This window comes from Legionella sp. PATHC035 (assembly GCF_026191115.1).
In the GTDB taxonomy this organism is placed as follows: Bacteria; Pseudomonadota; Gammaproteobacteria; order Legionellales; family Legionellaceae; genus Legionella.
Genome location: NZ_JAPHOT010000001.1, coordinates 138,729 through 162,763 on the forward strand (window position 1 = coordinate 138,729; position 24,035 = coordinate 162,763).

Below are 24,035 nucleotides of genomic sequence, written 5' to 3' on the forward strand. Positions count from 1 at the left end.
ACTCTGTATTATACTTATCAATTGTTAACAAAATATTAATTAATAGAATAATATGTGAGCATATATTAAATTGAAACAATCAACCAATTATGCTCTTATCAGTCCTCCCTAAGCAATTAGAACGGGGAGCAACTAAACTGCTCTCATCAAGAAACCAGCAAAACAAGTTATGAGGCAACAGCGTAGGCATTTGCGCGTAATGTGGTAAAACCAGCATCTCTTTCTTCTATTGAAAAATTAATCAGATTACTTGCTCATCATTCGCAAATTATTAATTAAGGTTGGAGTATGGAAAGAATACACAGATTTTTTCAAGCAGGGGCGCACAAGTTTTGTAAATCGATTTTTGCAAAACGTGCCTGATTATGCCCAAGATGCTCTTTTAAAGATAGAGCGTGTTTTAAAATCAGGAATTTAAAGTATCAATCGAGAAGATTATTTTTTAATGTGTTTTGCTTTTCGCCAGCATTTTATTGGTTAATGCAATTGCTAAGGCTGAAACAAGTAACGTTAAATGAATGATGACTTGCCACATTACAGAGAAGTTGCTGAGTTTGTTGGGATCAATAAACGTTCTCAATAGATGAATCGATGATATACCAATTAATGAAAGAGCAAGCTTTACTTTCATAGCTCCTGCATCAAGATGATCGAGCCATTCGGGTTGGTCCGGATGAGAGTCAAGGGCAAGGGGCGAGACAAAGGTTTCATATCCTCCCAAAACAACCATAATAAGCAGATTGGCAATCATCACGACATCAATTAAATCCAATACACCAAGCATAATGAGTGTATCATTAATGTTATTGAGATGGATTATTAATTCAAATAATTCATGGACAAAACGATATACATAAACAGCCAGTATCAGAATAAGGCCTAAATATAAAGGGAGCTGTAACCACCTTCCCATAAAGATAAACTTACTTATGCCTTTTTTTAGATTATTCATAAAACGTACACCATTTTTTTATTAAAAACTCTTTTTCCACCACGCTCGTCATCTTAAGTGAAACAAGAGATCCCCATAATATATCACGGTATTATAGTGGAAAATCCCTCACTTCAGTCGGGATAACAACAAAAATCCCAGCTTATGTAGCGTTAATCCAGGTTACAATTCAATAAATGCAAATGTCAGGGTGCCTCAGTAACCGTAATTACTGAAGAAACACCTTGTGCTTTCGTATTGGGATTATACATTGCTTCCGCATAAGCAGGGGGAACAATGTATTGTCCTATATTCACTGCTTTTATTTTATAAACAATTTCCTTGGCAACCGACTCAACTCCACCAAAGAAATTGACTCTATCCTCACGTACATCAACAAAATCCATTGTCGTATTTTTTACAGAGTCTGTTACGACTTCAAAACCGCCCGGCAACAGATCTTCAATCGCAATATTCGATAAATAATCACTACCTAATGCACGAATTTGGATATGTACTTCAATTTCACTTCCCAGGGTAGTAGTGGTGATCGCATTTCCTTTTGCATCACGATATTCTCGGAAAATTTCCAGGCCTTGTTTTAAAGGAGTTTTTGGAAGTTCGCGATTAAATCCTGATTGCATTAATTGATAGAAAAATGTTTTCTTATCAGGGTTGTTAAAACGTATCTTTAGGACATCAGGATCAAGATCGGTTTTTTGATAATTTGCATTAGTCGATGGAACAGCGACTTCTTTGTTATTAGCCATGATCTTGGTCATCGATAACGCTGATACTGATTCATTGGGAAGATTTGGGTGATAGGCACCCAAAGCCAGACTGGTAAATCCTGATAAAACAGTATTGATTTCATCATTATTGACTGCCTGAATTAAGCGATTGAGGAGCTCATCACCAACCTGTGGCAATAGATTAGGGAAGTGCTTCGCTACAAGATATAAATATTGAGCATCGGCAATTGCACTATTATAAAAATCACTGACATAAGCCTGGTTATTTTTTGGCTTATACAGACCAATGAGTTGATTTGCCTCATCTGGACTTTGTAGTAGTTGATACGATGCAGCAACATATGCTGACGTAATATCACTCTTCCAGGCATTCGTCTTATCCTTTTCAAGATACACTTGTAGGTTCCCAAGATAATTGGTGGTAACAATTTCATTGCGGGTTAAAATATAAATCGCGTATGCCTGAATTCTTGCTGTATCCATATCCGATACATTTTGACTTGCCAAGGTTTTAAGATAGTTAATTCCGTTAAAGAATAGATCATTTGGAATATTAAATCCTTGCGCTCTTGCCTCAGTTAAGAAATGCATGGCATAAACTGTTGCGAAATCATTACCTTGGCTATCACCAAGCCCTGGCCAGTAACTAAAACCGCCATTGGACATCTGGCGTTGGCTTAGCATTTGAATTGCAGCGTTTACTTTTTCATTCACTTGCTTTGTTTCTTCACCAAAACCAGTTTGGTTGTTCATGACCAATAAGGGTAGGGCTTTACTGGTTAATTGCTCAGTACAGCCATAAGGATAATTATCCAAATAACGTTGTAAACCAAATACCAAAATCATCGGGCTAGTGGAAACAGTAGCGCTCACTTTGCGATATTCTGGATACAGTGTTTGCATAATATCCAGAGTTTTTTGGGCGTCTTGTGATTTCCCACTATTGATATAGGTGCTCAGCGGCGTAGCCGGTCTGACACTCAGTGTAGAACCCATTGTACTTGATTTATCACCCATACTGGCTTTAAAGGTTAATTTCGCCGCGCCTAAAAGAGTTTTAGCCTTTAATTTGAAGTGAACCGTCTGTTCGTGCCCTTCAGCAATTTCTAATGTTTGTGTCGCGGTTCCAACGATTTCAATTTCAGGAGAAGCGGCCAAATCTACATTGATCAGCGCATGTTCCCCAGAGTCTTTAATGTTATTTGCAATCGATGCAGATATTTCAAATTCATCACCTGGGGCAACAAAAGTCGGAACATTGGGATTAATAATAAAATCGCCACGAATTTCGGCAGACGTCTCTTTGGAGCCAACAGAATCAGAGGATACTGCCACTGCCATGACACGTAATGTTCCATTAAAATAATCGGGAACTTGATAGATTAATTGATGATTATTGGAATCGGTATCCACAATTCCTGACCAATAAGCTACAGGCAATTCGGTTTTCCGCTTGAAAGGATTAAGGCGGCTTGCCATTCCTTCTTCACCATTATCACCGCCAACTGCAGAAAGCTCACGATCTTGAATAAATTTTGGCATGATTTGATCCACAGTTTGCTGGGTCAATACTTCAAGGGCATGCTTCTGGAAGAAGAATGATAAAGGATCTGGGGTTGTGTAGCGTGCAACTTGGAGAATGCCCTCATCGACAGCAAAGACAATTATCTTTCCAGGTTTGTCAGTATGATAATCGATAGTGAAAGGTTGACCTGGCCGTGCAAGTGCTGCAGTGTTCAGATCAATCTTTATGTTGTGATTCTCATGATTCACCGTGAAAGGAACCACGCTATAGCTGAGCGGGCTTATGAATATTTCAGGTGAGCTCCAATCACGGATAAAAGCAACATTGACGTACCCATCTCCCTGAAAATCAGCAGGTATATGGATGGTTTGAACGGAATTAGTAGTATCTGTTTTGAACCATTGTGCTGCATAAACTTTATCACGTTCTATAGTTATTAAACCGGAACCTGTATAGGGTGCGGTAATTTGGATTTCAATATCCTCATTCGCTTGATATTCCGTTTTATTGAGTTTAATCGATAATTCAGCATTCTTAGCCAAGGGCTGTTGGCTTGCACCGACTATACTGAATTTTAGTTGATTAAGTACTGTATTATCTTTCCCAAGAATACTTAAAGAGTAATCGCCAATTTGTTGCGTTGGTAAAGTGTAATCAGTACCTTGTTCGGAAATATTAAAAGGCGCGGTACTCACTATTGTAGATTGAATAACGGACTGATATTGGTAGGTTCCATCCGTTTTTTTCACCAAAGTGGTAACCGGGTGTAACGAAACCAGTTGGATCTTTAAATCACTGACTGCTTGCTTGTCCAATCCAGGATTAATTGCAATGTAATTAACACTTCGGTCACTGTTTTGCTTGATAAAGGATAAGTCACCATCCGGTTTATATCCTATAAAGTAGGGCAGTGGGCTAATTAAAGTTTTACTTTGGCTTGTCACACTACGACCACCATCAGACTCAAAACCTTCAGCAAAAAATGTTAATTGATATGTCGCTTTTTCAAAACGATCTAGATTTAAATCAAATTCTACCTCGCCTTTATCATTTGTTTTTGCGTCATTCAATGTTTCAGTGAACACTTTTGGCGGTTTTTTGGGATCCAGCAAAGGATCAACAAAGACATAGTCTGGGTATTTGTCGAATTGCACCTTTTGGGGTACTAATAAAATTTTAGCGCTAACTTTTCGATCAGCGGCAGGAGCGCCATACAAGTTCCAAAGACTTACTTCACCTTTCAAGCCAGTTGGAGCACTCCACCCGGTCGATGGTTTTGGGGACAGGCTGGTAGTGATCCTCATTCTATCAGGTAAAAATTCAGAAACCCGAATGGTTGTAGAGCCAAGTAGGTTTTGGGGATATCCATCTTTCACCAAGTACAGACTGACCATGTACTGACCAGTTGGCGAACTGGTATTTGTTGCAAAATCCAGTTCCATGTAGCCTAGATCATTGAGCGTAATTTTCTCATCTTTGATTGTCGTCCCTCTTGAGTCAACCACAGTTGCTTGCAAAGGTAAGCCTCCGGGTTGTGGTTGGGCATAGGCTTGTTTGACAATCATGCCGATATGAACTGTATCTCCTGGTCTGTAAATCCCTCTATCAGAGAAAAGATAAGCACTTAAACTGTGTAATTCTTGATTGTTAGTATAAAGCCCACCAATATCAAACTTAGAGAAATTGAGTTGTCTGTTTGCATTATTGAATGGAATAAAAGACACATCATTGTTTAACTGTGCCAAATAGACGATAGGTTCTCTATCATCAACAAAGTCTTTTAACGGTGGGAATGTAACGCGTCCTTGGACATCACTAACACGTGATAAAATGGGCAAGCCATTTTTACCCAAAACAGTCACTGTTGCATTGGCAACAGGAGTTCCCTGGGTTATGGAGTTAACGAACAGATCATGACTACCGTCCTGATTGTCTTTTACCAACAAGGCCATATCGGTGATTAATATCATACGACTTGCTTTGACATCCAATGCTGATTTATTGTGGACATCCCAGCCAGTAGCTTGTAATAAAAATAACCCTTGTGGTCCCAAGGTATTGGTATTCATTGTTAAATACTTGCTGAAGTCGAGCGCAGTATACTGTTGCTTTGCTAAATCAGAAATATCGAACTCTTGGACTTCTGAAGAGATTTGACTGATATTTTGTTGATTAAATGTAGGATTAATAAAATAAGGATTATTAAAATCACCTTGAGTTTGGGTTACCAATTGATTGATGTTTTCCGGCAATACCCGTGCAAAATCAAACTTGACTGCAGGTACGCCTCGAACGAGTACAGAAAGTTTTTTCTCACCACTTAAAGCCAGCAGTGATCCTTTATGCAAGAAGCTGATCTCTTTAGGGATTGCTGGAACAGGAATCACCGCTGCATATTCATTGCCTAAAGTAAAATCACCAAAACTTTGCATTCCTTTGTCAATTTTAATGTAGATATATCGGGGGGTCTCGGTTTTAAATTTAAAACTGTGTAAGGTGGAATAGTTTTGCTCAGTAGGAATCGCTTCTTTTGCCAAGGGTGTTGACAGCGAGAGAACTGCTGGTGTTACTTCACCTGGATTTTGCCATTGATAATTCTCTTTGGCAGCTTCGGCAGTAGTTGCTGGGCGATCTTTAGGCAGCAAATAAACATGTACTGACTTATTAAACTGATTCTCATTAACCCCCAAAGAGGTTTCTACAGTAAGCACTTGTTCGGGCCTGTCTTTATCATTACGAACGATGGATGCTGAGGCAGAAATAACTTTAAGGAAGTCTTTGGCGCTAGGTATCAGTAAATTTTGTGATTGTTCCTGCAGTAAATGACCAGAATTGGTTGAAGAAGTAACATTTTGATCTAGGGTTAGACGTATAAAACGGGCTACATCACTGATCTTTATTGTTTCTGAATGTAGGTATGCTACACGTTTATTTTTATCGTAAGTAAAGGTAAACGGGAGATTTTCACCAGTAGACCCAGATTTTGTTTGATACACTAAAGAGGTATGTTGTTCTAAAGTTTGGGGATTAACTGGAAAATTGAACTGTATTGTTGCCACAGCATTTCTTACCTCAGCATGCACCGGGTCTTGATAGAGCTTAAACTCAGTAATTTTGGCACTAAAAGGGTGAGTAGAAAAAGTAAACTGATGACTTTCCATATTGGCATTAGGAGCAAAAGCACTCTTAGCAAAAAGGATTGTATATTTTTTTCCTGCAGGCCAATCTTCTGAGGGAGTAAAAACTAATTGACTGTCGGTATTCCAGGTCCATGTCCCAGGAATTTTCGGGGTTATTACTATGCCTTCACTGACTGTTTTTCCTATCAGATTAAGTGGGGCAACTGATTGATTAATAAATCCATTATTTTTTATTCCAAAATCAATAATCAAGTTGTTAGGAACTAATTGTTCTTCAGTATTTGGTGTTATATCTGGGACTGTAATTTGCGCAGTGGTATAAATTGGTTTAGGTAAATTTTTATACCAATACAAGGAGTATCCTGCTGAAATTAATATAAGAATTATTAATAAGCTGCTTCCCCAAAACTTTTTGGGAGATGATTTTGATTGATTACACAAGTAATTCACCCAAGGAGGGCTTCGCCAGTTTAATTTGCCAAATACAGATGAAAACGCATTTAGTAATATAGATAGCGGATTTTTATTCATCATTTATCCCAAGAGGTGGAAAGGGGTGAAAAATTTTTGCATATATTTTATTCTATTTAGTGCATAATAGCGACTATGAATAAAATATTTAAATGCCTAAGCATAATCCTTATTACGCTCCTTGTCAGCGCCTATCTGATATTATTTTTTTTACCTAAACCCATCTTACTCGAGGGAACAAGTTTTTCTAAAGCAGTGTATGACGAACATAATAAACTATTGAGGTTAACATTGAGTCAGGATGAGAAATACCGACTGTTTACACCTCTACCACGCATATCAAAGCAGCTTATTGAAGCCACCTTATTGCAAGAGGATCAATATTTTTATTGGCATTATGGTGTCAATCCTTGGGCAACCATGAAAGCTATATGGCAAACGTATGGCGCACAATCACGAAGGGTAGGTGCCTCAACAATTACCATGCAAGTGGCGCGGATGCGTTATGGTATGAATTCAAAAAAAATCTCAGGAAAGCTATTGCAAATCATTCGTGCGATACAAATTGAAATGCATTACAGCAAAGACCAAATTCTGGAAGCTTATTTAAACTTGGCCCCCTACGGTGGCAATGTTGAAGGAGTAGGGGCTGCAAGTTTGGTTTATTTTGGAACACCAGCACATAAAATTACCTTACCCCAATCTTTGACTTTAAGCATCATTCCTCAAAATCCAGGTAAAAGGACACCGAACAATAAAGAGTTAAAAAAAATTCGGGAACACTTGTTAGGTCGCTGGTTAAACAAACATCCAGAAGATCGTAACAAAAAAGCGATGTTTGCTTTGCCTTTGGTGATGCAAGACACGCATATGCTCCCTTTTAATGCGCCACACTTTGTAAATAAAATTTTATCTGAAGTATCAACCAAACAGCAAAGCATTGATACAACCTTGGATTATCGTACGCAAGGGATTATTGAACGTATTACGCATCATTATCTTGCAAGAAAGAGGGGAGTAGGGGTCAATAATGCAGCTGTTTTACTCCTAGATACTCGCGATATGGGTATTAAAGGCATGTTGGGATCCGCTGATTTTTTCAATACCAGTATCAGCGGGCAAATTAATGGTACGGAAGTCAAGCGATCACCTGGGTCCACTTTAAAGCCATTTATCTATGGATTGGCGTTGGATCAAGGCTTAATTCATCCAGATACTGTCTTAAAAGATGTGCCTCATAGTTTTAATGGCTACAACCCAGAAAACTTTGATTACGATTTTATAGGCCCTATCAAAGCGAAGGATGCCTTGGTTTTAAGCCGTAATATCCCAGCAATTTTTCTCGCTAGCCAGCTCACTAACCCAACATTACATCAATTACTGGAAAAAGCCCAAATTAGCCAATTGCGATCAGAGTCTTACTATGGGTTGTCATTGAGTTTGGGCGGGGCTGAATTAACAATGAGTGAACTTGTCAGCTTATATGCGATGCTGGCTAATGATGGAATTTGGTTTCCCATTCAAGCATTTAAAAATAAAGTAAAACCCAAAGGAATACGCTTGCTTAGTCCAGAAGCAAGCTACCTCGTATTGGATATGTTAAAAAATACGCCCCGCCTGGATGACAACTCTAAGAGCTGGTCACGTTTGCAAGTTGCCTGGAAAACTGGAACTTCTTCAGGTTATCGGGATGCATGGACTGTAGGAGTGTTTGGTCCTTATGTATTAGCGGTATGGGTAGGAAATTTTGATAACAAGGCTAATCCTGCATTTATAGGCAAAGACATTGCTGCGCCTTTATTTTTTGAGTTGATTGATGCATTAAATCATGAGCGAGGGCCAATACATGCGTTGGAAAAACATCCAGAGCATATGAATTTGAGAAAAGTAGAAGTCTGTAAATCCTCCGGTATGCTGCCTACACGTTATTGTCAAGACACCGAGTGGAGCTGGTTTATTCCCGGAAAGTCACCAATTAAAACCGATACAATTTATCGTGAGGTTGCTATTAACAGTAAAACAGGCTTACGGACCTGCCACATGGATGAATATACTCGTTTTGAGATTTTTGAGTTTTGGCCCTCTGATTTGTTGAGTATTTTTAAGAAAGCTGGGATACAAAGACATACACCGCCTTTTTTTGAACCTGATTGTACCTTGTCTGGAAATTCGGGTATCGATCCACACATTACTTCGCCACAAAACGGGATCAGTTATATTATTCGGGCGAATTCCCCGCAAAATAATACCATACCGCTCACTGCTGTCACGGACGCTGGTATTGCCTATGTATACTGGTTTATTAACGAAACGTTTATTGCAAAGACTAAAGCTGGAGAATCTTATTTATGGAAAGCAAAGCCGGGAAAATTTGTAGTTAGGGTAGTAGATGATCATGGTCAATCTGATGCTCGTGATATTCATGTACAATTGGACAGTTAAGCCCGATTAAGCGATCAGGCTCAATGTACTCAACCTATTTATCATTAATAAAAAGATTTATAGATTCTTAATCAATACACCACATCTGAAGAAAACAGCCTACTCATTTTAAGCACACTACCAAGCCTCGCCAAATGGACGTATCTCTACTTCAAATGACCAAGTTGATGGCGCTTGCTGAGTAAGCCAGAATACAGTTTCTGCAACATCATCAGGCTTAACAAAAAAATTATCTGGCTTATCTGGCATATATTCTCGTGTTTTGGGTAAATCAACAATGCCGTCGATAATCACCAGGGCAACATGAATTCCCATGGGGCCTAGATACTTAGCCATGGATTCGGCAAGATTTCGTTGAGCCGCTTTAGCAGGACCAAATGCGGCAGTTTGGATTCCTCCTCTTTTGGAGGCTGTTGCACCGATGATTATCAAGTTTCCCTTGCCTTTTTGTTTCATGCTGGAGAGTACGGATTGACTCACCACCATTAATCCAAATGCATTAACACGCCAGCTTGCTTCGAAATCCTCAGGTTTTATTTGTTCAATAGTCCCCCAAGAGCTTGAACCTGCATTGTACACCACGACATCAATTGTTCCTAAATCGCGCTGGATTTGGGTAAAAGCACTTTGAATTGAATCACTTTGACTCACATCACACTCATAGGGATATGCATTTCCCAGTGTATTTGCAAGTTCAGTAGTAAACGATTTGGAACGAGCTAACAAAGCCAAATGATATCCTTCTTTGGAAAAACGAGAGGCAAAAGCAGCACCATTTCCTGGTCCAACACCAACAATCACACATACTTTTTTTTCCACGATTTTATCTCCTATAAAAAACTATCCAACTTGGCCTTAAGTTGGAAAATGGGTTATGAATCGAAACATAATGGATATATAATAGAACAAAAACATTTACTTATGCGCACACTTAGCACATAATTAATTCTATTTTTCTCATTCTACCCATGAAACGATTTTTTAAAACCGCTAAACGTCGTATTTCTTTTCAAGAGTACATGGAAGAGACCTTAATTACAGCAAAACGAATTACTGAAACCTCTTCTGGACTACAACGATATAGCAGTGCTCAATTTGAAATAGCACTAATATCTTTTGCTGATTTTGAGACGCTTAAAAAAGAGATGGATGATGATCTTGAGGTCGAATTTCCTGATTTATTAGAGTTAGATTGGCAAGCGGGTTTTGATTGGCTTGATCTCGCTGTGCATTATGGGGATGAGGACGCAATAAAGTATTTTAAGAGTAATATGCAAAAGGAGGTTTTTGCCAAGAATTACCTTTTATACAAAAACGAATGTCGTCCTGACACGGCATTACAACTCCATGAGCAGCTCAGTCAATCCGAACAGATGAAATTTTAGTTGACGCATTATTTTTGGCTAGTCGGGTATGATGAACAACTTTATCCTTGTTCCTTTCCTTATCCCCTACGTCCCGAGGAAAAACCTCGAGACGATGGAGTCTTAATCGAGTGAATCTGTAAGCAATCTTTTAAAAGATTACTCTCAAAGACAAAATGTACATTTTTCATTTAGTAGGTAGTACTGGTGTTGCCGGTACCGTTATTAGTACCAGTTCCATTTTCTGTGCCAGTGCTGGTTCCAGTATTAGTCCCGCTGTTAGAACCATTATCGGTGCCTGTACCCGTATTAGTTCCGGAATTCATTCCAGAATTGGTTCCTGTGTTGGTTCCTTGAGTACCAGTAGTACTTGTTCCTCCACTACCCGGTGATGAGACAATAGTGTTTATTATCCCTGAAGCATAAGCTGAAGAAATAGTCGCTGTTATTAGTAGAACAGAAAGTATTTTTTTCATGATTTTCTCCTGAAAAAGTTAAAAATCACTAAAACAACATCATAATTCACATCCAAACGAACAGCCTCTTTAATCACTCTATGAACTCCTTAAATTACTCCTATTACTTAGGAATAGACAAAAATCCAATTTATGCAAGATTACATCACCGCTTTTTTTATTAACCCCATGAATTAATTGCAGATATTTTTTTCTACGATTTTTAAGAACACATTTATAGTTTTTGATGGCGCCCATTATTAAAAACCAGGAAAGCCTCACCATTATCAGTGAGTAACGTATCAAAAGGAAAAAGATGTTTTATCTCTGTGGTGTTAAGATCGTTTCCAAGCCATTCAATCGATTGAACTTCTGTAAAATCAAAACCAACATGCAAGTTTTTTAATCTTATAGTAAATGCCTGTTTCATTGAGGTGGGTAGCCTCTGAATGAGTTGAAGAACCTCATTAATAGTGAATTTATTGTGTTTAAAAAGCAGTTTTATATGAGCAATCGAGTCTGTCTTGTTAGGAATAAAAATGGCGACACTTTCTTGTTTGAGATGTTTTGCTAATATTGTGGCTACTAGGAATGCTTTTTTTTGAGATAATTTTTGTAACGGTGAAACAAAAAAAATTTCTGAGTTCTCCGCGGTAAATATCTTTTTTTCTTGGGCAGTATATGTTCCGAGAGCATTTTTAAATTCCCCTAATTCCATGTGTTGTCTTTGTAGTATCCGAGTGGCATCTTTTTTGAGCTGGTGTTGCTCTTTACCGATTAAACACTGAAATGCTCTTTCCATGTCCAGAGTTTGAGTATTGTTTGAGTAGAAAAATTGTATATTATTTGTTTTTGTATAACCTGATGCGCTCAATAGAAAAAAGCTGATTAATACAAAAAGACACCCTAGTTTTTTAATGTTCATAATCTTCCCTCACTATTTTGTAATGCGAGAAGAGTAGACCATATTCGGATAGGTGCTATTCAGGTCGCTTAAACTGTAATTAATTGAGCTGCTCTATTGATTCACTTTATAATTTCTTAATAGCGCAATATGCCCTCACTCACCCAGTATGCTCGTCATTAACCCCTATAAAAAATTATCTCAATTTATAAAAACGTTAGACATATTTTTCAATGGCTACCAACAAGAGCTTTCCCCATGATTTTGTCGTGAGTAAAGCGACGATGCCTATGGATTCGCTGGGTTAATACTGTCTTAATGAATTTTATGTACACTTAGTATACATAATGAACATCCAAAGGCTTAATATGACAGACTTACTTCAAATAGCATTAGATAAAACGAGTAATTTATTATTAAAAGCTACTTCCGATAAAGAGAGACATAATTTTGATAATGTCATTGATATTCTTAAGTTTATTAAGCATGAAAAACACTATGAAGGGGATAAGTTAGAGTTATCCCAAGAAATGTTCGATAAATTAATCAGTGGCACAGTAAATACCGAAAATGTATTAGAAGCATTAGAAACGCTACATATTAACAGGTCTAATGGTAAAAATGGAAGACCAGAACAAAAATGTAATAAGGGGCAAAAAAGAGCGGGCATAGCTATCACCACAAATATGTTGGAGATATTAATTGAACATTCAGAGTCAGCAGAGCTTTTGGTGCGTGCGATGCAAATGCTCGATGCAGTAAAATTTTCGCCTGTAATGAAAAATAGGATTTTGGATGCTATCAAACTATATCCAGACCATATAAACGAAATTGTTCATGGTGTAAGCTTATTGGCTGACGATGATGACGTAGCAATGGAATATTTATCTCGATTAAATTCAGGAAATGTGAAAAATGCTTTCGCCTTAGCGAACAAAATTTCTGAGTTAGAGATAGAGGAGCAATTAACTCCTGGTGATATAGACATGATATTTTCCGGGTCTTTGAAAGACTTAGCAACGAAACCCAAAGAGCAGTCAGAGACTGATGATAAAACTAAGATAGCTCATTGTGTCACTTCGTCAGAATCAGTACTTGGTCATGCAGTTCCATTACTTGCAAAAAGTGAAAAATTTAACACCCTAACTGACGTTCCAGGTACTCTGCTTAATCATTCAATTTTTAAAGCAATAAAACCTGCTAAAGCCGAATTGATGCCTTCCTTGAATCAAAGTGAAGACAATTTCTATTCATTAGATTAATGCTGCTTTTTCCACAAGCCTGGTTGCTTTTATTAGGGGCTATTGTTTAGCCTCTAATCTCGATGATTTTAAGAAGTAGCTATTATGGTAAATAGCAAATAAACTGCATTCTACCAAAAAATGTTTAAACCGTCCTGCATGAGGAAAAAACGTGGACAAATTCCAGATGCTGGTGTCCCACAGGTTGGTATGAATTGGGATATGGTGTCTCAGAAGACTTCCTCACCTTTTTCGGAACGTGAACCGGCTCGAAAAACGGATTGCTCGAATATTTTGACAGCCATATTAAATACTTTGTGTTACTTAGGTTGTCAACCATTTTTGATTCTTGTTTATGCTCGTTTTGGATAAGGGTACTATTCGAATAAAAGAATAAATTAGTTATGTTCAACTTTGAGTATCATCGATTCCAAGGTTAATCCGGGTCCAAAAGCACAACTAAAAATATGTTTTGCCTCATCTTGTGTGCCTAACTTATCCCATATTTTTTTTAATACAAATAATACGGTTGCAGAGGACATATTCCCATAATTTCTTAAAACATCATAAGAATATTGATTGTCGTCAGCCGTAATCTTTAATGCCTTTTCGCATGCTTGTAGAATTTTCATTCCACCTGGGTGAATTGCGTAATAATCTATATCATTAAACGAATAATTTAATTGTCTTAACAGTTTTTCAGCAAACATTAAAATACCCGATTGAATTGCCTCAGGCACATAGGAGCTCAGAATAATATCAAATCCGTAATTGGTAATGGTCCATGCCATATCCTCGCTGGTTTGAGGTACTAAATCACAATAGAATGACTCCAGAGCAAAACGTTTTTGCCTCGCGGTTTCTCCCTGAATCAATGCTGTTGCAGCTCCATCAGCAAAAATTGCATTTGAGACGATGTTTTGTAGGTTAAATGCATTCTGAAAGTGTATCGTGCAAAGCTCAACACAAACCAGAAGCACATTGCTGCTAGGTTCTGTTTGACAAAATGCATTGGCTACCTTTAAACCATTAAAGGCACCATAACACCCCATAAAATTAATCGCAGTGCGCTTAACGGAAGGGGATAAATTAAGCTTTTGAACAATCTCTACATCAATTCCGGGAGCATACATACCGGTACAGCTCACTGTAATGAGATGAGTAATTTTTCTTCGGTCAAAATCAATGCTATTGAGACAATTTTCAATGGATAACATGGCTAGATTGAGGGCATTTTTTTTATATATAGCCATTCTCTGTGACGTTGACGGAAAACTTTCTTGAGGTGCATTAGGGAAAAATTCAAATTGACCTGGTTGTTTACAATAATCAGTTAATACACTATATCGAGTCTCAATTCCTGAGGACTTATAGATTTTTTTTAAAATTTTTGTTTCTGATACATTAAGATGAAATCCCACAGAAATAAGATCGGCGATCTCATCTTGAGTTCGCATAAACGGAGGGGTTGCTATACCGATCGCGGTGATATTTGACTGCATTTTGTCCCTTTGTAAATTTCTTCCCTATATAGACCCGATGATGTTGCTTACGAGCTATCGATACATTAAATCATTATTGTAATATTGAAGTATACAATGCAAAATGAAAATTTATCATCAGTCATAATGAGCATGACCAAATTTAAAACACGATCAAGGGAAAAGGAAATCATTGATCTCGGTCCAGATTTCTATACATCACAAGAGTACGTTCACTCTCTAAAAAAACTATTTAAAATCAATAGAATGATGGGGATTTTTAAAAACACTGTTAATTTACTTCAACGGTTTTCTGAGCAATCCGTACTGGTCGATGTGGGCTGTGGCGGAGGATTACTCTTGCTTCATCTCAGTAAATATTACCCTCGAATGAAAATGCTTGGATTAGACATCTCAACAGAGGCTATTGAACTTGCAGAGAAAGAACTGGATCAATGGCAACAAAAAAATGGAAGCATTTCAGTTGAGTTTAAAATACAACCGCAGCCAGAACTTGACGTAATACCAAATAGTGTCGATATCATTTTAATCAATTTAGTATGTCATCATCTGGATGATGATGAGTTAATTGAGTTTTTAATCAAAGCCAATCATACCGCTCGTAAAGCGGTAGTTATTAATGACTTGCACCGTAATTTCCTGGCATATTGGCTTTATAAAATAATTAGTCCTATATTGTTTAATAACCGGCTGATTACTCATGATGGCCTGCTTTCGATTCAGAAAAGTTTTACCAGAAAAGAATTAGAGTTTTTATTAAATAAGGCATGTATCAAAAATTATCACATCAAATGGCACTTCCCATTTTGGTGGAGTATTCTTATTTTGAAATAAGGCATTTGGTCAACAAAATAAAACAGACATTAGTATTACGGATAAAAACCTATGATTTTGGATGCACTGATTATTGGAGGAGGACCAGCTGGTGCAACTACCGCATTACTTCTTGCTGAGGCGGGTTGGACGGTTGGCTTGGTGGAGAAGAAAAAATTTCCTCGGAGAAAAGTCTGTGGTGAATTTATATCGGCCACCAGTTTATCTCTGCTTCAGAAGCTAGGATTAGAAGAGTTCTATTTAGCAAATGGGGGGCCAGAAATAAAAAAAGTAGGCTTGTATGCTGATGAAGTTATATTAACAGCAAATATGCCGTATTCTTCTTCTGCAAAAGGCCTTTGGGGTAGGGCATTAGCGCGAGAGTACCTCGATACAGAACTCATAGAGAAAGCCAAATCAAAAGGAGTGCTGGTTTGGCAACCTTGTGAAGCAATTAATCTAAATCGTCGTCAGGAAGATGGTTTATTTATTTGTACTGTAAAAGAAGATAGTAAAATAGGTGAGATAATTGCTCGACTTATTATTATTGCTCATGGTTCGTGGGAAAAACAAATTGCGCAATCAGAAACCAAACTCCATCAGCCTTCTGATTTGTTGGCATTTAAAGCACACTTTAAAAATGCCAATTTGCCTACAAATCTGATGCCCCTACTTGCTTTTCCTGGGGGGTATGGAGGTATCGTTCAGAGTAGTCTGCAGAGAACAACTCTTTCTTGTTGTGTTCGTCGTCACTTTTTGGATGATTTGCGCTTAAAAAATCCAGGGGGCCAAGCAGGGGAAACCGTTTTTCAATATTTATTGACGCAGTGTCGCGGAGTAAAGCAGGCTCTTGGCTGTGCCGAACGCGAAGGAAGCTGGCTGGCAGCAGGACCAATTAGGCCTGGCATTCGTTCTTGTTATAGCGAGGGTATCTTTTTTGTTGGTAATATTGCAGGTGAAGCCCATCCGATTGTTGCTGAGGGAATCAGTATGGCCCTGCAATCGGCATGGTTGCTTTCAAACAGTTTGATCGAATTTAAATCAAATCTTAACGGCATCAATGGTTTAGATGAGCTAGGTATTTATTATGCGAAGCACTGGCGCAAACATTTTAGCAGGCGCATTTATTTCTCCTCATTTTTTGCACAACTTGCCATGATGAACTCTTGGCCACGATCTTGGCTTTTACATATGATTAAAAAATTTCCTGCTATTTTAACTTTAGGTGCGCGATTTAGCGGTAAGGTACACCATACTGTTCCGACTGATACACAATAAAATTGCAATTTAAGACTTACATTTTCAAAAATAGCAATCGCAACTTGTCCTTATGTATTATGTGCTTATACACTAGTGAGTAAACATGAAATTGATTAATTAAAGATGAGTCACCTCGATATAAATGTTGAAACGTTGCTTATAGTGGCTATTTGGAATCAACCCGCTATTTTTCAGGGATGTTTTAAAGTTTCTGCTCTTCATTCGCATCATGAAGAGTATTTTCTTTTCCGATGTGAAGTACGTAACGGTCAGCTACAGGACTTTATTGATAGCGAATTTTATCCTGATAACTATTATTTCACTCATTTTTACGCTCAAGAGCAGCGTGTTCAGTTGGATATGAACAATGAGTCTCTAGAGTATGCTTTATATTTATTGAAATACTCGCTTTATATCACCTTAAAAGAAATGCTGATTAACAAACCTCAAAAGCAGCATTTACTTTCTATGGACGATATGTTCGTCGACTCTTTATTAGAGAAGATAAAACCTATCTTGAATAAAGATCCATTATGGGATGAGTCCATGAAAGAGATAGGTTTTGCTGTAGCGATGGATTTTTGTCCCAGCGAAAAAATGGGTGAGACAGCAGTACAACTCCTTTTAAGCGGTTTAGTCAACCATGAGTTTACTGAGAAGAAGGTTCATTGATTGAATGATTGAGCTGGGTTTAGAGCAGATTATCTACGTAAAATGAAAAATTGGTTTAAATTACAGAAGCGGGGCAAATGCGATTCGTGGTGAATAAGGTACCAAAAATTAATGGAAGTAATTAATCTGGGGCAATGGCATAGAATCTTATCAGCGGTCGCAATGAGGTGATTTGGATCGCTTCACCAAGTTATTTCCGCTAAAATCCGAGTTTCAAACAACCAAGGCTTTCTCTTATTTTTAAATTCTTTTACATAAAATCAGATTTACTATAATATTTGCCCATTATTTATTCTTTGTGAATTTCCTTTCTTATGTTGGATGAATTTCAGAAAAGCGAATTAGAAAAAGTCAGACAAAAAGTTGAGTATCTTGCAGATGCTTCTGAGGATCTAAAGGCTCATGAAGAGTTTATGCTGGAGGCGATAAAGATAAGTTCATTCGCAATGTATTATGCTAACCCTCAACTAAAAGATAAAGAAGGTTTTGTTCTTGCGGCAATTGCAATTGATTGCGACTCTTATGTTCATATATCAGATAGATTAAAGGATAGCGAAAGAGTGGCTTCTGTAGCAATAAGAAAAAAACCCAGCTTATATTTTTATTCTTCTGAAAGATTAAGGGCGGATGAGGATTATAAAAATAATACGTTGAAAATTAATAGTTGGTACCCATGGATAAAGCTGAATAAAGTATTAAAAAATAATTTTTGGGAGGGATTGAAAGATACTTTTTCAATAATGTATGGGGATTATGGGATCCTAAAAAAAATAGATGGAGGTGAACTCGATCCTAATCAACTGAAATACGGATTAATTGATATAACCTTGATCCCTCAATTATCTAATTTCTTAATTAATTATGGTATGCCTAGTAGACCGAAAAATGATAATCCTTTCAAATATGTCAGAGATGAAGAGCGATGGAATGACAAAGTCATTCTTAGAAACATATCCTGTTGTATAGGATTTGGTTTACAATTTTTAAGATTAACAATGGCTGCTGCAGCAACTTTAATTGTTTTTCCTATAGTTGCATTAGTCCATATACTAAAATTTCCTCTCGCTTATTATTATCAACATCAATTACTTCAGCTTGAAGGAGTAATCTACAATACTACTACACAGAAACCTATCTCTGATGTGCCTACTACGTTAGCAGAATTTGCTGCAATCACTGACTCCAGTTTAAGTGATTTATGTGGATACGAATCCTCCGATATAACATCTTATTCTTCTGAAAACTCTGCGGTATCTTATTATGGATCATTGCGTAGTACGAATCCAAACTTCTTTTTTAGACCATCAATTAGTAATACACCTGCTCAGATTAAAGCGCAACAACTCGTAGCTGCATTAGAAATAAATGAAAAATATGACCCCAATGACTCAAGATCAGATGCTATAGGACGCTCTTTTTGGTAACACTTGTGGGTAGCATCTTAACGTATTCTAGAAATACTCGCTTTCTTAAGCGAGACTTTTTTCATTACAAATTGAATAGTAGGGGAGACTCATAACACGAAAACCCAGACGAACACCTTCTAATCTGGGTTTTTCTTGTGATTAGACAACCTCAACTGTAATCATGTCATTATCAATGCGAACCGGATAAATCCTTAAGTTTTTGGGTTTGCTCAGCTTACCAAGCACCGTTCCGACAGCTGGTGGCCAGGGCGACCAACATTCGGGAGTCCCCGTTGTGAGATTAAATGCACTTTTATGAAAAGGGCAAACGATAGTATTTTCATCTGTAATTGTCCCTTTGGATAGAGGCAATTTAAAATGAGGGCACTGGGAGGCAATGGCATGTACTTTATTGTTATGCCAAATCAATAAAATTTTATGGCCATCTATGGTTTCACAGTGACGTCCTTTTTGTTGCAGTTGACTTAATGTAATTGTTTGTTTCCAAGACATAAGATTCGTTCTCTTGTTATTTAGATTATTTTTTCTTTTGGAACTATCACAAATTTCTTTGTTAATAATATCTTAATCAAGAAATTATATAATTTAAACATTTTTTAATCTCATTCACATTCACATGTTTAAAAAAACCGAATCAAAATTACCGACCTCTGATGTTGTTCTATTTATTCCTTTTACAGTCAGTGAGAATAATTTCTCTTTATATATCAGAGCATTGGACTGGAGAAATAATTTACGCAGTTCTGAAAAGATGGGCACTATAATTCCACGTATAGTAATGTATCGCCATCCTGATGAAAATGAAGAAGATTATGAGTTGTATGATACAGCTGATTTTAAATTCACCCCGCAAAACTTACCTGCTAATACAGTCATTTATATTCTTGCTGATGGAACAGGCGATCCTGATTACGTGGTCAATGTGAATCAAACCTATTATGAACGTTTAGGACAAGAACCTTATCAACTATCAATTGATGCAGTAGCTTGGCGTATGAAACAATGTGGTCTAACACCCGTATTAGCACGAAACCTTAAGGCAATTAACTTATATGTATGTGACGAAAGTATGACTAATGACCGATTAGCCACTTACTTTGCTCAAGAGTTAGGCGATGAGTATAAAAATCTCACCGTTAATTATTATTCTGCGACAGTTTACATCCCTCGACCTATAGTCACTGAACAAGGCGAAAAACGAGTTAAAAAAACAGCTTACTTTAATCTTGAGCTTGCAAACGGCCAAACACAATTAGTTATGGCGGGTTATGCTCATGAACATAAACACTCAATAAAAGTTATCGATGTTTTAGCTCTAGAGAGAAGCACCAACTCTTCAGCTGAGTCAAGAGAAGCTAAGGCGATTCCGCTTCCTACTTTTAGAGAGCTCTCACATACATCTTCGTCAGTGTCATCTGCCTCAGTGCCATCTGCCTCAGTATTCATCGAGGAAATTGATGATAGCGGGATGATGCCAATTGGCTGGGAGCAAAAGGCTCAAACAGGAAAGGTCACTTTACCTGACGATAGTACAGTTCATCAAGCAGATGTGAGTGAAGTAGATATTTCAAAACTTAGATTGGAGGCGTCCCAAAGTAAATATCAAATCGTCAAGACGAATCAATGTACGACAATTTTGATATGGCAAGAGAGCACCATTTTCTCCTTTTTTAAAAGTGCAGAGAAGACCAACAAAAAAAATGAAGGAATCTTAAATCACCATTCATCGAATGGGATCTTTTGAGATAAGAATTAAGTAGGGGTTCATTCTGAATGGTTGAATAATCACTTAAGTCTGATTATTTTGATAATCAGACTTAAGTGGTGAAGTGTAGGGGCTAATTCAACTCGCCAATCCAACATCATATTCTTATTTATTTATCTTATAAACATTAAGTTTTGGTAACATATTTTTTTCAAAACATGCATAGATCACTTCATCGCATGGTTTTTTAGATAAACAATCTATCCTGAAATTTTTTAAAATCGCCTCTTCAATAAATCCTGAGCGTTTAGCAACATTAATACTCTTGATATTTTCTTTCTGAGCACAGATTTGCACACGGTCTGCTGAAAAATGTTCGAAAGCAAATCTTGCAATAGCGGTAATTGCTTTTGTAATAAATCCATTTCCTGAAAATTCGGTACTAATCCAATATCCTGTTTCAAACATTGGAACTTCAAAATTGCTTTTTTCATTAAAGCCAGAAGCAGAAATAATTTCCCTAGTAGATTTTAACTCGATAATCATTGGAAGCTCTTTAGGTTGAGATTCCTTCCAAGACTCTATGCCATGCCTAATAAAATCTTCTGTACTTTCTAGACTAGGATCCGAAGCCCACGGCATCCACCTACTTATTTCATTTAAAGATTGATTAATAGCCAGGTTGACCGGTTTAGCATCCCTTGACTTTGGTGGTCTCATTCAAAGTCGTTCGGCTTCAATAATCACAATAATGCCCTCTTTATAAATTCATGAATTGTTCTTAACAAACACTTTGTAAGAACAGTTAAGGTACTGGGCAATTTTTTAAAGCCTTTTGAATCGCGAGTTTAAACTCTTTTGCTTTATTCAAAACAATTGTATTGTGTGATCCTTCTTCACTGGATATAAAATAGGCAGGTATCTTTGATTTTTTTAATGATTCATAATATGTTCTTGCCATATTCGGATACGTATTCTTATCTCTGGCCCCAGATACAATATAAACGAAAGTATCACTGGGGATTTTAGCTATCCAATCGTGAGGTGATAGGCTATTAGGCCATTTCCCCCATCCATGATGATTAGACCATTCGTGGACATTATTGGTAGTAGAAGCCAAAACAGCCCCACTAACTAAATGAGGGTATTTCCCCAAAATAACTCCAGACATCATAGCACCACCAGAATGTCCGACTAAAATAGTACATCTGGGTTGATAAAAATTTTTCAGTTTCTTTATAGCACTCGCAAGTGTTGTAATTGTTTTTTCTCTATAACCATCACAAGGAAATCCATCACAGTCAAAGGCATAGCTTTCTCCAGTCGAATAATTTCCATAACTATCATAATACCCAGGTCGAATTAATACAGTAGATATTGTGCTAGGATCTAGAAACAATGTTGCTTGGTATTTTAAATAATCACTAGGTCCACCACCTTCTGCACCATCTCCATGTATGAATATAAGTAACCTGGAGTTTTTATTGGGTAATTTATTTTTGTAAAAAAATGACTGAGCTGCCAGACATTCGCCATTTGCGTTAATTCTGTTTATGTTGTCTGCATTGAGACAAGCACGGGAATATTGAGTAGAATTTAAGTTAGTGGCGTTAACTGTATTCAATTGAGTGATCAAGAAAAACGTTAAAATTAATGCAACAAGTTTTGGAAATTTAAATGAACCTTTTTGAGTCATATTATTCTTAATCCTGCAATCGGTAAATTGTTGCCTTGTGAACATTGAAAGTTTTGGCAATTACACTTACTGATTTATTTTCTTCCAACAATCGCCTAGCTAATAATTGTTGCTCTTCATTCATTTTTTTAGGGCGGCCAAAGCGAATTCCACGCCGCTTGGCTGATTCACGCCCCGCAGAAGTGCGCTCACGAATTAAATCACGCTCAAATTCAGCAATACCAGCAAATACAGTCATGATCATTTTGCCTGCATGAGAAGTTGTATCTGCCCATGGTTCAGAAAGCGAGCAAAATGAAGCATTGGCTATTCTTATTCGTTCTACAAACTCCAATAAATACTGGGTAGAACGAGCTAATCTATCTAATTTCCAAACAACTACAATATCATTAGGACCAAGTTGATCGAGTAAACGTTCTAATTCAGGACAGTCTTTTTTTGCTCCCGAAATTTTTTCTTGAAAAATACGACCACATCCAGCTTCTTTTAAAGCAGCTAATTGAAACTCTAAATTTTGATCAATAGCTGAAACGCGAGTATAGCCAATTTTCATAACAAAGCCCTAAAATTTATTTGCAAATCATATCGCAAAACAATAGACTTTTGCATCTGATTCTTGCAACACGCTTTACATTTAGATGTAATGCCGGTCGATTTCATCAAAGTGAAAATTATGGCAAGGACTCTTATGACTTAACACCAGAGTTTATCTCCAATTATTCTTTTCTTGATGATCAGGATAGAGAATGGATAAGAAGTAAACGAGGACAATATACTTATAAAATGCAGATTCTTCTTTTATTATAATTTCTTTAGGGAATCTTGAGGCGCCTATTTCACTGCAACCTTCAAATGCATCGTCTCCAATCGAGGTAACTCCTGCTGGAAAATCAAATGAGCCATCTTCATTGATATCCCTATTAGTCCCTTTGAGTAGTATTTTGCCATCGTCACTTAATTTCATTCTCCCATACTCCTTTACCTATTTTCACAAACTATGCTGAAAGCTTATCGTAATTTAAATGGCTGGACTCAAAAACTCATGTTCTTGGGTCATTAAGTACTCTAGATTTGTCCCTAGAATGTGAAACCATTTGCCGAAGTTAGTAAAGCCTGAAGTTCTAACTAAACATAGAGGAGATGAAGTTTTTATTAGAAAATCTTGGTGAATTTTGACGTGTGCTTATCATAATGGCCATGTTCTAATGCACTAAACGACTCTCGATGAATGAAACCCGTAGTTAAATTAATTTGAGAACAGATGCCTGATTCCCCTCTTATTAATTGTATCGATTTACTTCCGTTGCATACGGAAAATATAAAAATCCCCATTCCGTCTTGTTTGAGACATGGGGACTGACTTCTAACTGATACTCTTGATATTTTCTCTCTGCGCGCAGATTTGCACACGGAACGCTAAAAAATGTTCGAAAGCAAATCTTGCAATAGCGGTAATTGCTTTTGTAATAAATCCACTTCCTGAAAATTCGGTATGAATCCGATATTCTGTTTCAAACATGGGAACTTTAAAATTGCTTTTTTCATTCATGGCTTTAAAACTTGGATGATATTTTTCTTTCGAATATTTACAGCCGTATTTTCCAGATTTTAATCTTATGGACCACAAATGGATTGGGGCTAAAGTTTTACGTAAAATTTTAATTGCTCTATTGATAACCTTTTTCGTTTCCAATGTTTGTAATCATTATATTGGGCCTAGACTATAATATAACTA

At 37.1% G+C, this 24,035-nt stretch carries 21 protein-coding genes and 1 pseudogene; 9 read left to right on the forward strand and 13 right to left on the reverse strand.

Annotation, left to right across the window (positions count from 1 at the left end; genetic code table 11):
• Positions 1-442: 442 nt before the first annotated feature.
• Both OQJ13_RS00660 and OQJ13_RS00665 read right to left on the reverse strand, forming a co-directional pair.
• Positions 443-952 (reverse strand): TIGR00645 family protein, encoded by a 510-nt coding sequence (locus OQJ13_RS00660; RefSeq protein WP_265708437.1) that lies wholly within the window; start codon positions 950-952, stop codon positions 443-445.
• A 185-nt stretch (positions 953-1,137) separates the two neighbouring features.
• Positions 1,138-6,879, reverse strand: coding sequence for an alpha-2-macroglobulin (locus OQJ13_RS00665; RefSeq protein WP_265711859.1), 5,742 nt, complete (start codon positions 6,877-6,879; stop codon positions 1,138-1,140).
• A gap of 75 nt (positions 6,880-6,954) precedes the next feature.
• Between OQJ13_RS00665 and pbpC the strand changes: the two genes are divergently transcribed.
• A complete protein-coding gene (gene pbpC / locus OQJ13_RS00670) occupies positions 6,955-9,261 on the forward strand; it encodes a penicillin-binding protein 1C (RefSeq protein WP_265708438.1) in 2,307 nt (768 codons plus the stop codon).
• A gap of 117 nt (positions 9,262-9,378) precedes the next feature.
• Here the strand turns inward: pbpC and OQJ13_RS00675 are convergent, their stop codons facing one another.
• Entirely contained in the window at positions 9,379-10,080 is a 702-nt protein-coding gene (locus OQJ13_RS00675) for an SDR family NAD(P)-dependent oxidoreductase (protein ID WP_265708440.1), read from the reverse strand.
• A gap of 149 nt (positions 10,081-10,229) precedes the next feature.
• On the opposite strand from OQJ13_RS00675, the gene OQJ13_RS00680 reads away from it, so the two are divergent.
• Positions 10,230-10,646 carry a hypothetical protein gene (locus OQJ13_RS00680; protein ID WP_265708442.1) on the forward strand — a complete coding sequence of 139 codons (417 nt, stop codon included), beginning with the start codon at positions 10,230-10,232 and terminating at the stop codon, positions 10,644-10,646.
• A 170-nt stretch (positions 10,647-10,816) separates the two neighbouring features.
• Here the strand turns inward: OQJ13_RS00680 and OQJ13_RS00685 are convergent, their stop codons facing one another.
• Positions 10,817-11,101: a hypothetical protein gene (locus OQJ13_RS00685; protein WP_265708444.1), complete on the reverse strand. Its 285-nt coding sequence runs from the start codon at positions 11,099-11,101 to the stop codon at positions 10,817-10,819.
• A gap of 214 nt (positions 11,102-11,315) precedes the next feature.
• On the reverse strand, positions 11,316-12,005 hold the full coding sequence (locus OQJ13_RS00690) for a hypothetical protein (RefSeq protein ID WP_265708446.1): 690 nt from the start codon (positions 12,003-12,005) through the stop codon (positions 11,316-11,318).
• Between the two features lie 347 nt (positions 12,006-12,352).
• On the opposite strand from OQJ13_RS00690, the gene OQJ13_RS00695 reads away from it, so the two are divergent.
• Positions 12,353-13,246, forward strand: coding sequence for a hypothetical protein (locus OQJ13_RS00695; protein WP_265708447.1), 894 nt, complete (start codon positions 12,353-12,355; stop codon positions 13,244-13,246).
• A gap of 138 nt (positions 13,247-13,384) precedes the next feature.
• Positions 13,385-13,597 (forward strand): hypothetical protein, encoded by a 213-nt coding sequence (locus OQJ13_RS00700; protein ID WP_265708449.1) that lies wholly within the window; start codon positions 13,385-13,387, stop codon positions 13,595-13,597.
• Positions 13,598-13,623: 26 nt separating this feature from the next.
• On the opposite strand, the gene OQJ13_RS00705 is transcribed toward OQJ13_RS00700, so the two are convergent.
• Both OQJ13_RS00705 and OQJ13_RS00710 read right to left on the reverse strand, forming a co-directional pair.
• Positions 13,624-14,100: a 3-oxoacyl-[acyl-carrier-protein] synthase III C-terminal domain-containing protein gene (locus OQJ13_RS00705; protein ID WP_265711860.1), complete on the reverse strand. Its 477-nt coding sequence runs from the start codon at positions 14,098-14,100 to the stop codon at positions 13,624-13,626.
• A pseudogene (locus OQJ13_RS00710) lies at positions 14,080-14,736 on the reverse strand (type III polyketide synthase); the annotation flags it as partial. The gene OQJ13_RS00705 and the pseudogene OQJ13_RS00710, both read right to left, overlap by 21 nt.
• A gap of 123 nt (positions 14,737-14,859) precedes the next feature.
• Here OQJ13_RS00710 and OQJ13_RS00715 point away from each other — a divergent pair.
• The 4 genes from OQJ13_RS00715 to OQJ13_RS00730 all read left to right on the forward strand — a co-directional run bounded on the left by OQJ13_RS00715 (position 14,860) and on the right by OQJ13_RS00730 (position 18,896).
• The gene (locus OQJ13_RS00715; protein WP_265708450.1) at positions 14,860-15,561 is read left to right on the forward strand and encodes a methyltransferase; all 702 of its coding nucleotides are present in this window, start codon (positions 14,860-14,862) and stop codon (positions 15,559-15,561) included.
• Between the two features lie 51 nt (positions 15,562-15,612).
• On the forward strand, positions 15,613-16,818 hold the full coding sequence (locus tag OQJ13_RS00720) for an NAD(P)/FAD-dependent oxidoreductase (RefSeq protein WP_265708452.1): 1,206 nt from the start codon (positions 15,613-15,615) through the stop codon (positions 16,816-16,818).
• Positions 16,819-16,923: 105 nt separating this feature from the next.
• Complete coding sequence (locus OQJ13_RS00725; RefSeq protein ID WP_265708454.1) at positions 16,924-17,472, forward strand: hypothetical protein; 549 nt, start codon at positions 16,924-16,926, stop codon at positions 17,470-17,472.
• Positions 17,473-17,786: 314 nt separating this feature from the next.
• Entirely contained in the window at positions 17,787-18,896 is a 1,110-nt protein-coding gene (locus OQJ13_RS00730; protein ID WP_265708455.1) for a DUF4116 domain-containing protein, read from the forward strand.
• Positions 18,897-19,037: 141 nt separating this feature from the next.
• On the opposite strand, the gene OQJ13_RS00735 is transcribed toward OQJ13_RS00730, so the two are convergent.
• Complete coding sequence (locus OQJ13_RS00735; RefSeq protein WP_265708458.1) at positions 19,038-19,391, reverse strand: Rieske (2Fe-2S) protein; 354 nt, start codon at positions 19,389-19,391, stop codon at positions 19,038-19,040.
• A gap of 124 nt (positions 19,392-19,515) precedes the next feature.
• Here OQJ13_RS00735 and OQJ13_RS00740 point away from each other — a divergent pair, with 124 nt between their 5' ends.
• Positions 19,516-20,643, forward strand: a complete 1,128-nt coding sequence (locus tag OQJ13_RS00740; protein ID WP_265708460.1) for a hypothetical protein — start codon at positions 19,516-19,518, stop codon at positions 20,641-20,643.
• Between the two features lie 126 nt (positions 20,644-20,769).
• Here the strand turns inward: OQJ13_RS00740 and OQJ13_RS00745 are convergent, their stop codons facing one another.
• The 5 genes from OQJ13_RS00745 to OQJ13_RS00765 all read right to left on the reverse strand — a co-directional run bounded on the left by OQJ13_RS00745 (position 20,770) and on the right by OQJ13_RS00765 (position 23,993).
• Positions 20,770-21,324: a GNAT family N-acetyltransferase gene (locus tag OQJ13_RS00745; RefSeq protein WP_265708462.1), complete on the reverse strand. Its 555-nt coding sequence runs from the start codon at positions 21,322-21,324 to the stop codon at positions 20,770-20,772.
• Positions 21,325-21,409: 85 nt separating this feature from the next.
• A complete protein-coding gene (locus OQJ13_RS00750; RefSeq protein ID WP_265708464.1) occupies positions 21,410-22,300 on the reverse strand; it encodes a hypothetical protein in 891 nt (296 codons plus the stop codon).
• Between the two features lie 7 nt (positions 22,301-22,307).
• Positions 22,308-22,853, reverse strand: a complete 546-nt coding sequence (locus tag OQJ13_RS00755) for a recombinase family protein (protein ID WP_265708466.1) — start codon at positions 22,851-22,853, stop codon at positions 22,308-22,310.
• A 153-nt stretch (positions 22,854-23,006) separates the two neighbouring features.
• Positions 23,007-23,264 carry a hypothetical protein gene (locus tag OQJ13_RS00760; protein WP_265708467.1) on the reverse strand — a complete coding sequence of 86 codons (258 nt, stop codon included), beginning with the start codon at positions 23,262-23,264 and terminating at the stop codon, positions 23,007-23,009.
• 399 nt (positions 23,265-23,663) lie between these two features.
• A complete protein-coding gene (locus OQJ13_RS00765; protein ID WP_265708469.1) occupies positions 23,664-23,993 on the reverse strand; it encodes a GNAT family N-acetyltransferase in 330 nt (109 codons plus the stop codon).
• Positions 23,994-24,035 lie beyond the last annotated feature (42 nt).

Excerpts from the sequence above, each read along its gene's own strand:
- OQJ13_RS00760 (WP_265708467.1), bottom strand. The coding sequence starts at position 23,264 with ATGAAATTAAGTGACGATGGCAAAATACTACTCAAAGGGACTAATAGG.
- OQJ13_RS00700 (WP_265708449.1), top strand. The coding sequence starts at position 13,385 with ATGAGGAAAAAACGTGGACAAATTCCAGATGCTGGTGTCCCACAGGTT.
- OQJ13_RS00740 (WP_265708460.1), top strand. The coding sequence starts at position 19,516 with ATGTTTAAAAAAACCGAATCAAAATTACCGACCTCTGATGTTGTTCTA.
- OQJ13_RS00720 (WP_265708452.1), top strand. The coding sequence starts at position 15,613 with ATGATTTTGGATGCACTGATTATTGGAGGAGGACCAGCTGGTGCAACT.
- OQJ13_RS00680 (WP_265708442.1), top strand. The coding sequence starts at position 10,230 with ATGAAACGATTTTTTAAAACCGCTAAACGTCGTATTTCTTTTCAAGAG.
- OQJ13_RS00690 (WP_265708446.1), bottom strand. The coding sequence starts at position 12,005 with ATGAACATTAAAAAACTAGGGTGTCTTTTTGTATTAATCAGCTTTTTT.
- OQJ13_RS00695 (WP_265708447.1), top strand. The coding sequence starts at position 12,353 with ATGACAGACTTACTTCAAATAGCATTAGATAAAACGAGTAATTTATTA.
- OQJ13_RS00755 (WP_265708466.1), bottom strand. The coding sequence starts at position 22,853 with ATGAAAATTGGCTATACTCGCGTTTCAGCTATTGATCAAAATTTAGAG.
- OQJ13_RS00665 (WP_265711859.1), bottom strand. The coding sequence starts at position 6,879 with ATGAATAAAAATCCGCTATCTATATTACTAAATGCGTTTTCATCTGTA.
- OQJ13_RS00745 (WP_265708462.1), bottom strand. The coding sequence starts at position 21,324 with ATGAGACCACCAAAGTCAAGGGATGCTAAACCGGTCAACCTGGCTATT.
- OQJ13_RS00730 (WP_265708455.1), top strand. The coding sequence starts at position 17,787 with ATGTTGGATGAATTTCAGAAAAGCGAATTAGAAAAAGTCAGACAAAAA.
- OQJ13_RS00660 (WP_265708437.1), bottom strand. The coding sequence starts at position 952 with ATGAATAATCTAAAAAAAGGCATAAGTAAGTTTATCTTTATGGGAAGG.
- OQJ13_RS00735 (WP_265708458.1), bottom strand. The coding sequence starts at position 19,391 with ATGTCTTGGAAACAAACAATTACATTAAGTCAACTGCAACAAAAAGGA.
- OQJ13_RS00715 (WP_265708450.1), top strand. The coding sequence starts at position 14,860 with ATGACCAAATTTAAAACACGATCAAGGGAAAAGGAAATCATTGATCTC.
- OQJ13_RS00750 (WP_265708464.1), bottom strand. The coding sequence starts at position 22,300 with ATGACTCAAAAAGGTTCATTTAAATTTCCAAAACTTGTTGCATTAATT.
- pbpC (WP_265708438.1), top strand. The coding sequence starts at position 6,955 with ATGAATAAAATATTTAAATGCCTAAGCATAATCCTTATTACGCTCCTT.
- OQJ13_RS00685 (WP_265708444.1), bottom strand. The coding sequence starts at position 11,101 with ATGAAAAAAATACTTTCTGTTCTACTAATAACAGCGACTATTTCTTCA.
- OQJ13_RS00725 (WP_265708454.1), top strand. The coding sequence starts at position 16,924 with ATGAGTCACCTCGATATAAATGTTGAAACGTTGCTTATAGTGGCTATT.